The 9,550-nt window shown below is 32.4% G+C and carries 7 protein-coding genes; all 7 read left to right on the forward strand.

Annotated elements, in window-relative coordinates:
- A partial coding sequence (locus HRU49_RS12875) for an asparagine synthase C-terminal domain-containing protein (protein WP_296357807.1) occupies nucleotides 1-1,274 on the forward strand: 1,274 nt, incomplete at its 5' end.
- Complete coding sequence (locus HRU49_RS12880; protein ID WP_296357809.1) at nucleotides 1,274-2,407, forward strand: glycosyltransferase family 4 protein; 1,134 nt, start codon at nucleotides 1,274-1,276, stop codon at nucleotides 2,405-2,407. The genes HRU49_RS12875 and HRU49_RS12880, both read left to right, overlap by 1 nt.
- Nucleotides 2,408-2,443: 36 nt before the next feature.
- Nucleotides 2,444-3,061, forward strand: coding sequence for a sugar transferase (locus HRU49_RS12885; protein WP_296357811.1), 618 nt, complete (start codon nucleotides 2,444-2,446; stop codon nucleotides 3,059-3,061).
- A gap of 770 nt (nucleotides 3,062-3,831) precedes the next feature.
- Nucleotides 3,832-4,959: a DegT/DnrJ/EryC1/StrS family aminotransferase gene (locus tag HRU49_RS12890; RefSeq protein WP_296357812.1), complete on the forward strand. Its 1,128-nt coding sequence runs from the start codon at nucleotides 3,832-3,834 to the stop codon at nucleotides 4,957-4,959.
- Nucleotides 4,953-6,848, forward strand: a complete 1,896-nt coding sequence (locus HRU49_RS12895) for a nucleoside-diphosphate sugar epimerase/dehydratase (protein WP_296357814.1) — start codon at nucleotides 4,953-4,955, stop codon at nucleotides 6,846-6,848. The genes HRU49_RS12890 and HRU49_RS12895 overlap by 7 nt, the downstream gene beginning before the upstream one ends.
- Nucleotides 6,849-6,876: 28 nt before the next feature.
- A complete protein-coding gene (locus HRU49_RS12900; protein ID WP_296357816.1) occupies nucleotides 6,877-7,656 on the forward strand; it encodes a polysaccharide biosynthesis/export family protein in 780 nt (259 codons plus the stop codon).
- 19 nt (nucleotides 7,657-7,675) lie between these two features.
- Nucleotides 7,676-9,550, forward strand: a 1,875-nt coding sequence (locus HRU49_RS12905; protein WP_296357818.1) for a Wzz/FepE/Etk N-terminal domain-containing protein, incomplete at its 3' end; no start/stop codon positions are given.

Consider the following 9,550-nt stretch of genomic DNA (forward strand, 5'->3'; position numbering starts at 1 on the left):
TAGAATATGACTTAACATCTCATCAAACTGATATTCATAAAATTAATTCTGAACCAAAGCCTAAGGTAATAGACATCTCGTTTGATGCTGCTAAAGCAAAAACAAAGGAATTAGTTTATAATAGTGTTGATAGTAGGTCCATCGCAGATGTTGGCTTAGGTACATTTTTATCTGGAGGGGTCGATTCATCAATTATTTCATTGTGCCTATCCCAAACAACTGACAAAAAAATTGATACATTTTCAATTGGATTTAAAAAAGCATCCTATGATGAAACTGATAAGTCTAGAGTTGTCGCTAAAATGATAAACAGTAATCACCATGAATTTATTATTGATGAGGATGATCTTAAAAATAATATTCATGATATACTAGTCAATTTTGACGAACCATTTTCAGATACAGCAGCCCTGCCTACTCACCTACTTTCAGAAAAAACGAGAGAACATGTAACCGTTGCACTAACAGGTGATGGTGGTGATGAAGTTTTTGGTGGTTACACTAAGTATTATGTAGGTAAAATGAATAAGAGGTATACAAGTCTAGTGCCTCAGGGTATGCATAAAGTCTTAAATAAATTGAGTAATAAGTACTTAATTAACAAGGACGACAGTCGAGGAAAAAAATTTAAAATTAATAAGTTACTTAATGCTATTGATTATAATGGCGAATTCTATTGGGACATTATTTCTCTCGCGAACACAAAAAGTTTAGTAAAAGAAATTATTAAACCAGAATATTTAGATGATAATATTTTTCAAGAGTATAAAGAGGTGCTTGGTAAGCAAAAAATTGAATCTTTAACTGATTTTAGACTAGTGGATAAGATTCTTAGTCTCGAAGGTGGAATGCTTACCAAAGTAGATAGAACGAGTATGATGACATCACTAGAATGTAGAGCACCTTTTTTAAATCGAGATATTTGGGAATTTACCAATACATTACCAGAGGATTATTTAATGAAAGGTTGGAATAAAAAGCATATTTTAAAAGAAGCTTTTAGAGATCAATTTCCTGACGAATTTTTAGAAAAAGGCAAGAGTGGTTTTGGTAGCCCAACCGGAGATTGGTTAAGGCAAAGTTTAAGAAAAGAACTTGAGAGTTACATTGAGCCAAAAATGCTTGAGAAACAAGGTATCTTTAATGTTGAATATATTACAAAACTTGTTCAAGACCATCTCGATAGTAAAAAAGATAGCACATTTAGAGTATGGTCATACTATTGTTTTCAGAAATGGTACAAATTTAATTTCCTTCAAAACGCTAATAAATAATGGATAAAAAGAGAATTTTACTTGTTGCCTCATTTGATGGGTCTCTAATTAGGTTTAGAGGAGATTTTATTAAAAGCCTAGTGGATCAGGGATTCGAAGTTTTTGGGGCGGCACCCAGTTTTACGGAAACTAATAGTGCTCAGATCAAGGAATTAGGAGCAACCCCTATTCAGTTCAACTTGCAACGTACTGGATTAAATCCAATTAAGGATTATAAATCCATCCAAGAACTTAAATCAATTATTAATGAACATAAAATTGATTTAGTATTCTCTTATACTGTCAAGCCAGTTATATACGGCTCAATGGCTGCAAACAGTTGCAATGTCCCAGTAGTTTCCTTAATAACTGGTTTAGGGTATACGTTTACAGGCGCGTCAACTAAAGCAAAACTGCTTCAGCGATTTAATGAAACCTTATATAAATTGTCCATCAGAAAGAATAAGTGCATCGTTTTTCAAAACAAAGATGATTACCAGTTATTATTGGATAGAAAGGTTATTTCTAACAAGCAAAAGGTTGACTTTGTTAGTGGATCTGGAATTAATTTAGATCAATTTTCATTTAAGGAAAAGATTGCAACAGATAAAGTAAGCTTCCTTTTCATTGCTAGATTAATTAAAGAAAAAGGTGTGGCTTTATACATGCAAGCTGCTAAGATTTTAAAGGCAAAATATCCAAAGTCAGAATTTCATCTCGTTGGCGCTCCAGAGACATCACCGACTGCAATCAGTTTAGATGAGCTTAATGAAGCACATGACGCTGGAATTATAATTTATCATGGTAAGAAATTAATTAAGGATGAACATTTTCACAACACTGATGTTTTTGTCTTACCGAGTTATTATAGAGAGGGCTTACCAAGAACTTCATTAGAAGCCTGTGCATCGGGTAGTCCAATTATTACAACAGATTCTGTTGGATGTAGAGAATCTGTAAAAGAAGGTATTAATGGCTTGCTTATAGAACCACAAAACCTAAATTCACTTGTTAATGCTATGGAGTATTTTATTACAAATCCAGAAAAAATAAAAGAAATGGGTATTAACAGTAGAAAATATGCAGAAGAACGTTTTGACGTTGACATAATTAATAATGATTTAATTAAAATAATAAACAAAGCCCTAAACTAACTCTAACAGGTTTGAAAGCATAAAATACTTTAACTCATGAAACTTTACCCAAATTTTATAAAACGTTTGGCAGATATTCTAGCCTCATTAACTGGAATTATTATTGTTTCCCCATTGCTGATTACACTAATCGTAATTTTAGCTATCTACAATAATGGCAAACCATTCTTTTATCAGACTAGAACCGGAAAACATGGCAAACTTTTTACGATAATAAAGTTTAAAACCATGACAGATAAAACGGATAAAGACGGAAATCTTTTACCTGCTGCGCAAAGAATAACCAAAGTAGGTGATATATGTCGTAGATTTTCTCTTGATGAAATACCTCAGTTATTTAATATCCTTAAAGGAGACATGAGCTTAGTTGGTCCAAGACCATTATTACCAAAATACTTACCTCTGTATACAGAAGAACAAAACAGAAGACATGATGTCCTACCAGGAATCTCTGGATGGGCCCAAGTCAATGGAAGAAACACCATTAGTTGGGAACAAAAATTTGAATATGATGTGTACTATGTAGATCATCAGACTTTTTTGTTCGACTTGAGAATTATAGCTAAAACCGTGGACAAGGTATTAAACAGAAAAGATGTCTATTATTCGGAAACTGATGACATGCCAATTTTTACTGGTACAGGAAAAAAATAAATTAGAGAATATTTAATTCTTGTAGCTTATAGAATAAAGCATTTGGCCTATGATCTAAGCTTATGAATTTCAAAGTGTCAAAGTGGAAATTCTTACATTAGTTTGATTCCGATAGTATTCCATTGTAAACGGTTTGGTGCCATAAAATCTTTCTTTAGATTAGCTGCACTGTAATACTACTCGCAATTTGGAATTTTACTTTCTATAGCAAGATAATTATCCTGATACGGTTTTTTGTTCCCTATCGCCTATGAAATGACTATAATATCAAACACCTCTAGTATAATAAATACTCGTAAGTTAGCGCTTTTAGGTTTAGATCTACCATCAGCAATAACACTTAATTTGCCGTTACTACTTTTTATTAACTACTGACGTTCTCTACTCTTTCCTTTTTATTAATATTTTTGAAAATGACTATGAGTAAGTTCAATTAATTCTTGTTTTGAAATAAAATAATTGAAATTCAGAAATTCATAAACATTTTTCTTTGTATCTATCTCTTGAAAGTAGCTCAACATATAGATTTTTCCTATAATAAAAAAGATAGAATTTTTAATAAATTTTAAAGATGACATCCTTTTTTAGGATTGAACTTTTTTGATATTTTTAAAAGAATTCAACAACGTAAATATTTACCTTTTATCGTGTTTATTTGGGATGTCTCACATAAATGACGCATATTTAATCCGATTTTAAATCGTGTCCCAAATCCCTCTAAGACATGAAATTGAGATAGTAATGTAATTATTACTTAACAATTTTTGCTTATGAAACCCAAAATATGGTTATCCTCACCGCACATGAGCGGTGAAGAACAGACTTACATAAAGGAAGCTTTCGAGACTAACTGGGTTGCCCCCCTAGGACCAAACGTTAGTGGTTTTGAAAGTGATTTACAGCATTATCTTAAACAAAATAAATATGTAGCGGCCTTAGCCTCTGGCACTTCCGCTTTACACTTAAGTTTAATTTTATTAGGAGTTACTAGTGGTGATGAGGTTATTTGTCAAAGCAAAACATTTTCAGCAACTGCCAACCCAATAGTTTATCAAGGAGCTACACCTGTATTTGTAGATAGTGAAGAAGACACCTGGAATATGTGTCCTGTTCAATTAGAAATGGCACTACAAGACAGACTTGCTAAAGGAAAATCAGTGAAAGCAATTATTCCTGTTCATTTATATGGAATGCCTTATAAAGCAGATGAGATTCATTCAATCGCTAAAAAATACCATATCCCTGTTGTTGAAGATAGTGCAGAATCCCTAGGGAGTCATTATAAAGGACAAAATTGTGGAACATTCGGAGATTATGCTATTTTATCTTTTAATGGAAATAAAATTATAACAACTTCAGGCGGTGGAGCAATTGTCACGAACACTGAAAGTGAAAAACAAAAAGCTGTATTCCTAGCTACCCAAGCCAGGGATAGTGCTCCACATTATCAACATAGTCAAATTGGATATAATTATAGGATGTCCAATATTGTTGCTGGAATTGGACGTGGTCAAATGACTATATTAGACAGCCATGTTGCAAAACGCAGGGCAAACCACGACCAATACAAAATAGGTCTCCAACATATTGATAATATTGCTTTTTTAGATGAACCTAAAGATCATTTTTCTAATCGATGGCTTACTACAATTCTTGTTGACTCAAAAGAAACAAGAGAAGGTTTAAGACTTGCATTAGAAGCCGAAAATATTGAATCGCGCCCATTATGGAAACCAATGCACCAACAACCAATATTCAGAAAATCTCCACACTATTTAAATGGAGTTTCTGATGATTTGTTTGATAGAGGGTTATGTTTACCAAGTGGCTCTAATCTTACCAATAAACAATTGGATAGAGTTATTTCTGCCATAAATATGTATTTTGCAGTATGTTAGTTAAATTTTTAAATAGGATATCACAACAATATGCCTCAAAATGGTTGGTTCTATTATTTGATGTAAGTATCATTATAGCTACGTTTTTTCTAGCATATTTAATAAGATATAATTTTCAATTTGAATTTGATTTAATCAATCTATTAAGGCAATTACCATATGTTGCTCTTGTTGCTTCCATAAGCCTTATAGCTGTTGGCTCTTATAAAGGTGTAGTTCGATTCACAGGGTTTAAAGACATTGTCAATGTAATAATTGGAGCTAATATTCTGGCCACTATTCTTATATGTTGCACATTTTTAAGTAGAAAATTTTTAGGTGAAGACACCATATTTAATATTTCAGGATCTATTATTTACATTCACCTCTTACTGAATATTCTATTCTTAATTGGAGCCAAATTATTTATAAAATCGTTGTATAATCAAATTACACAAGACTTCAAAACAATATCAAAGGTTCTGATTTTTGGTGCTGGAAATTCTGGGATGCTCACTTATGATGCAATTCAAAACGATACCAAAAGTGGACTAGAAGTTGTTGGATTTATAGATGATGATGAAAGAAAGATTGGTAAGAAAATAAACTTAATTAACGTTTACAGTATTGATACTATTGACGCTCAATATATTAAGAAAAATAATATTGAAGATGTTATTATATCAATACAAAATATTGATCCAACGCGACTATTGCAAATAACAAGCAATCTATTCTCATTAGGACTCAAGGTTAAAATCGTACCGCCTGTTCAAAGTTGGATTGATGGAGATCTTAGTGTTGGTCAGATTAAAGAGGTTAAGATTGAAGATCTATTAGGTAGAGAACCTATTAGCATTAGGAATCCTGACTTGATAGAACAGTATGACAATAAAGTTATTTTAATAACGGGTGCTGCAGGCTCTATTGGGAGTGAGATTTGTAGAAAAGTTAGCCTCTACAATTATAAAAAGTTAATTCTTGTAGATAATGCAGAATCTGCATTGTATGATATTCAACAAGAATTCAGGCAACAAGGGTTATCTAACATCGATGCTATAATTGCTGATGTTAGAAATAAATCTCGTATCGACCAGATTTTTAATCTATACAAACCAAAAATTGTATTTCATGCTGCCGCATACAAACACGTGCCTTTAATGGAAAATAATCCTTTTGAAGCAGTTAGCGTTAATATTGGTGGTACTAAAAATGTTGTAGATATAGCGGTTAAACACAGTGTAGATAAATTTGTACTAATCTCTACCGATAAAGCGGTCAATCCAACCAATGTAATGGGCGCAACCAAACGTATTGCTGAACTTTATGTAAGCTGTCAGAAAGGAAAAGGCAATACAAAATTCATAACTACACGTTTTGGTAATGTTTTAGGCTCTAACGGATCAGTTATACCTCTATTTAAAAAGCAAATTGAAAAAGGTGGTCCATTAACTGTTACTCATCGCGAAATAACTAGATATTTTATGACGATACCTGAGGCATGCCAACTAGTACTAGAAGCGGCAGCTATGGGTAATGGTGGTGAAATATTTGTTTTTGACATGGGAGAACCAATTAAGATATTTAACCTAGCAAAAAATATGATAATCCTTTCAGGTTTAAGATATCCTGAGGATATTAACATAAAAATTACAGGTTTAAGACCTGGTGAAAAAATCTATGAGGAGTTATTAGCAGATGGTGAGAATACTAAGAAAACTTATCATGAGAAAATAATGATTGCTAAGTCAAGACATGTCGACATTAAAAAAACAGAAAATCAAATAAATAAATTAACGGGTATTAAAACCTTAACACAACCACTTGAAATTGTGTCACTTATTAAGAATCTAATCCCTGAATATATATCCAACAACTCTACTTATGAGGTATTGGATACTAAAAAGTAAACCAAACTATAAACTCAACCTAAACAAAATGAAAATTCGCAACCTATTTATCCCAGTACTTGCATTAATAATGTTAACTTCATGTGGATCCAAAAAAAACTTAGTTTATTTCCAAGATGAGCCTATTGGTGATGTTATTTCTGCACAGCCAAAGCAGTTAGTATATAAACCAGACGATATATTGACTATTAATGTTTCGGCGCTAGACCCTGAAACTGTCAAACCATTCAATCTAACTCTTGTTTCTGGTGGAAATTTGGCGGATATTACTTCGGCACAAGGTGGTCTGCAACAGCAAACTTATTTAATTGATTATGATGGAAATATTGAATTTCCAGTTTTAGGTACTTTAAAAGTGGTTGGTCTCACAAGAACAGAATTAACAGACATGCTTACTCAAAAAATAGCAGAATATGCTAAAGACCCAATAGTTAATGTTCGATTAGCAAACTTCACTTTTACAATATTAGGCGAGGTACAAAATCCAGGTACATTTACAGTTCAAGATGAAAGAATTACTGTAATTGAAGCATTAGGTTTAGCAAGCGATCTTACTATATACGGTGAGCGTAAAAATGTTCTTCTTATTAGAGAAGTTGATGGTAAGAAAAAATTTGCCAAAATAGATTTAACTTCTATTAATACTGTTAATTCCCCTGTGTATTACCTACAGCAAAATGATGTTATTTATGTTGAACCTAATAATGCGAGGGTTAGGGCTTCTTCTTTCAATCAAAATAATGCTGTTTTAATTTCGGCAATTGGAACATTAACAACCATTCTTGCCGTATTCTTAGTTAATAATTAACATTTCTTAAACCAAGTTTATGGATTCCAAATCAGCATCAAATTCAAATGAAATTAGACAAGCAGCTGAACTATACCTTTCGCAATGGAAATGGTTACTGCTGTGTTTAGTTATCGCTTTAGCATTAGGATTTACCTATTTACGATATGCTACTTATGAATTTAGAGCTTCAGCTACAATTCAAATTCAAGAAGAAAAAGAAGCTGCAAAATTGCCAAGCATTGAAGAACTAGGTAACGGCGGGTTGTTTTCTGGAGGGTCTGATAAAATGAAAGATGAAATCCAGATCATTAAATCGAGAACTTTAATGGCTAATATCATTAAAACATTAAAGTTAAATATCCGTGTATTTGAACAGGGTAAAATAAAGGAACAAGAAAAATACTCAAATCCTCCTGTTAGTATAAGTTTCTTCGAAAGTGATTCTATTATCAATAACCTTAGTACAGATATTTATATTAAAGTTAAATCTCCAACTGAATATATCCTTTTTAAAGATGACGGTAAATCTATAATTGATAGGAATGATAATGAAGGTACGATTTACGCTTTCGGGGATAAGATAGATACAGATTATGGTGGTTTTGTTCTAGTACCAAATGTTGATAAACATGCCCCAACTATTGATGGGAATATTAAAATCTCTATAACAAAAGTTTCTAGTTTAGTTAGCTATTACCAGGCGAGTATTAATGCAACCACACAAAAAGGCTCCAGTGTTATTGAACTTTCACTTAATGAAACTGTTGCCCAAAAGGCAGTAGATTTCCTTAATCAGCTTATTATGGAATACAATAATGATGTTCTAAGAGATAAGGAAGAAGTTGTAAGAATAACTTCTGAGTTTATTAATAGGCGATTGGAGCAAGTGCAAGCTGAATTGGGTCAAGTGGAGTCTAATGCAGAACAAATTCAGCAACAAAATAATCTATCTGACTTAGGCTCGCAAACTAACCTTAATTTGCAAGCTAAAAAACAATTAGAACAACAAATTTCTTCTACAGCAACAGATATACAGATGATCTCTTATCTGCAAGAGGAACTTGATGACGAAAATAAAATTAGTGATATGTTACCTGCTAATATTGGGATTGGTGATTCAAACACATCTCAAGTCATTCAGCGTCATAACGAATTGGTTGCTCAAAGAGATAGACTACTCAAAACAGGAACTGAAAAAAACCCTGTTGTTGTTCAATTAAACAACCAAATTAATGCTCTTAAAAGTAATTTAAAGTGTTCATTAGGTAGTATGAAGCGGACTTCAGAGCTCACTTTTGATAACTTACACAGTGAGAGTAATAGAATAAGTGGTCAACTTTATGTCGCACCATCGAAAGCAAAAAAATTAAGAGGAATACAACGCCAACAAGATATTAAAGAATCTCTTTATCTATACTTACTCGAAAAACGTGAAGAGTCTGCTATACGACTTGGTATGTACACAGCTAATGCAAAAATCGTGGATTCTGCATTTTCCTCATACAGACCTGTTGCACCAAATAAAACGATTACCTATTTAGGTGTTACAATTCTTGGTTTATTGATACCTATTGGGTTAATTTATGTAATTGATTTATTAGATTCAAAATTATACCAAAAAGACGATTTAATAAGTATTATTAATGCGCCATACGTTGGAGATATCCCAAAATCGTCTAAAAAAGTGAAATTAGTTAAAAAATCAGATTATTCTCCAAAGGCAGAAGCATTTAGGATTGTTCGCTCAAATATTGATTTTATGCTAAAGTCAATTGATGGACGAGCAAAAAAACTATTCGTTACTTCCACTAAGGCTCAAGAAGGAAAATCGCATACAAGTACCAATATTGCCACCTCAATTTCGTTTTCTAATAAGTCAGTATTACTGATTGAAATGGACATTAGAGTGCCT

Origin of the sequence: Winogradskyella sp., assembly GCF_013213975.1 — a bacterium.
In the GTDB taxonomy this organism is placed as follows: Bacteria; Bacteroidota; Bacteroidia; order Flavobacteriales; family Flavobacteriaceae; genus Winogradskyella.

What these genes read in the sequence shown, in the direction of transcription:
- HRU49_RS12890 (WP_296357812.1), top strand. Translation starts at nt 3,832, where the DNA reads ATGAAACCCAAAATATGGTTATCCTCACCGCACATGAGCGGTGAAGAA.
- HRU49_RS12900 (WP_296357816.1), top strand. Translation starts at nt 6,877, where the DNA reads ATGAAAATTCGCAACCTATTTATCCCAGTACTTGCATTAATAATGTTA.
- HRU49_RS12885 (WP_296357811.1), top strand. Translation starts at nt 2,444, where the DNA reads ATGAAACTTTACCCAAATTTTATAAAACGTTTGGCAGATATTCTAGCC.
- HRU49_RS12880 (WP_296357809.1), top strand. Translation starts at nt 1,274, where the DNA reads ATGGATAAAAAGAGAATTTTACTTGTTGCCTCATTTGATGGGTCTCTA.
- HRU49_RS12895 (WP_296357814.1), top strand. Translation starts at nt 4,953, where the DNA reads ATGTTAGTTAAATTTTTAAATAGGATATCACAACAATATGCCTCAAAA.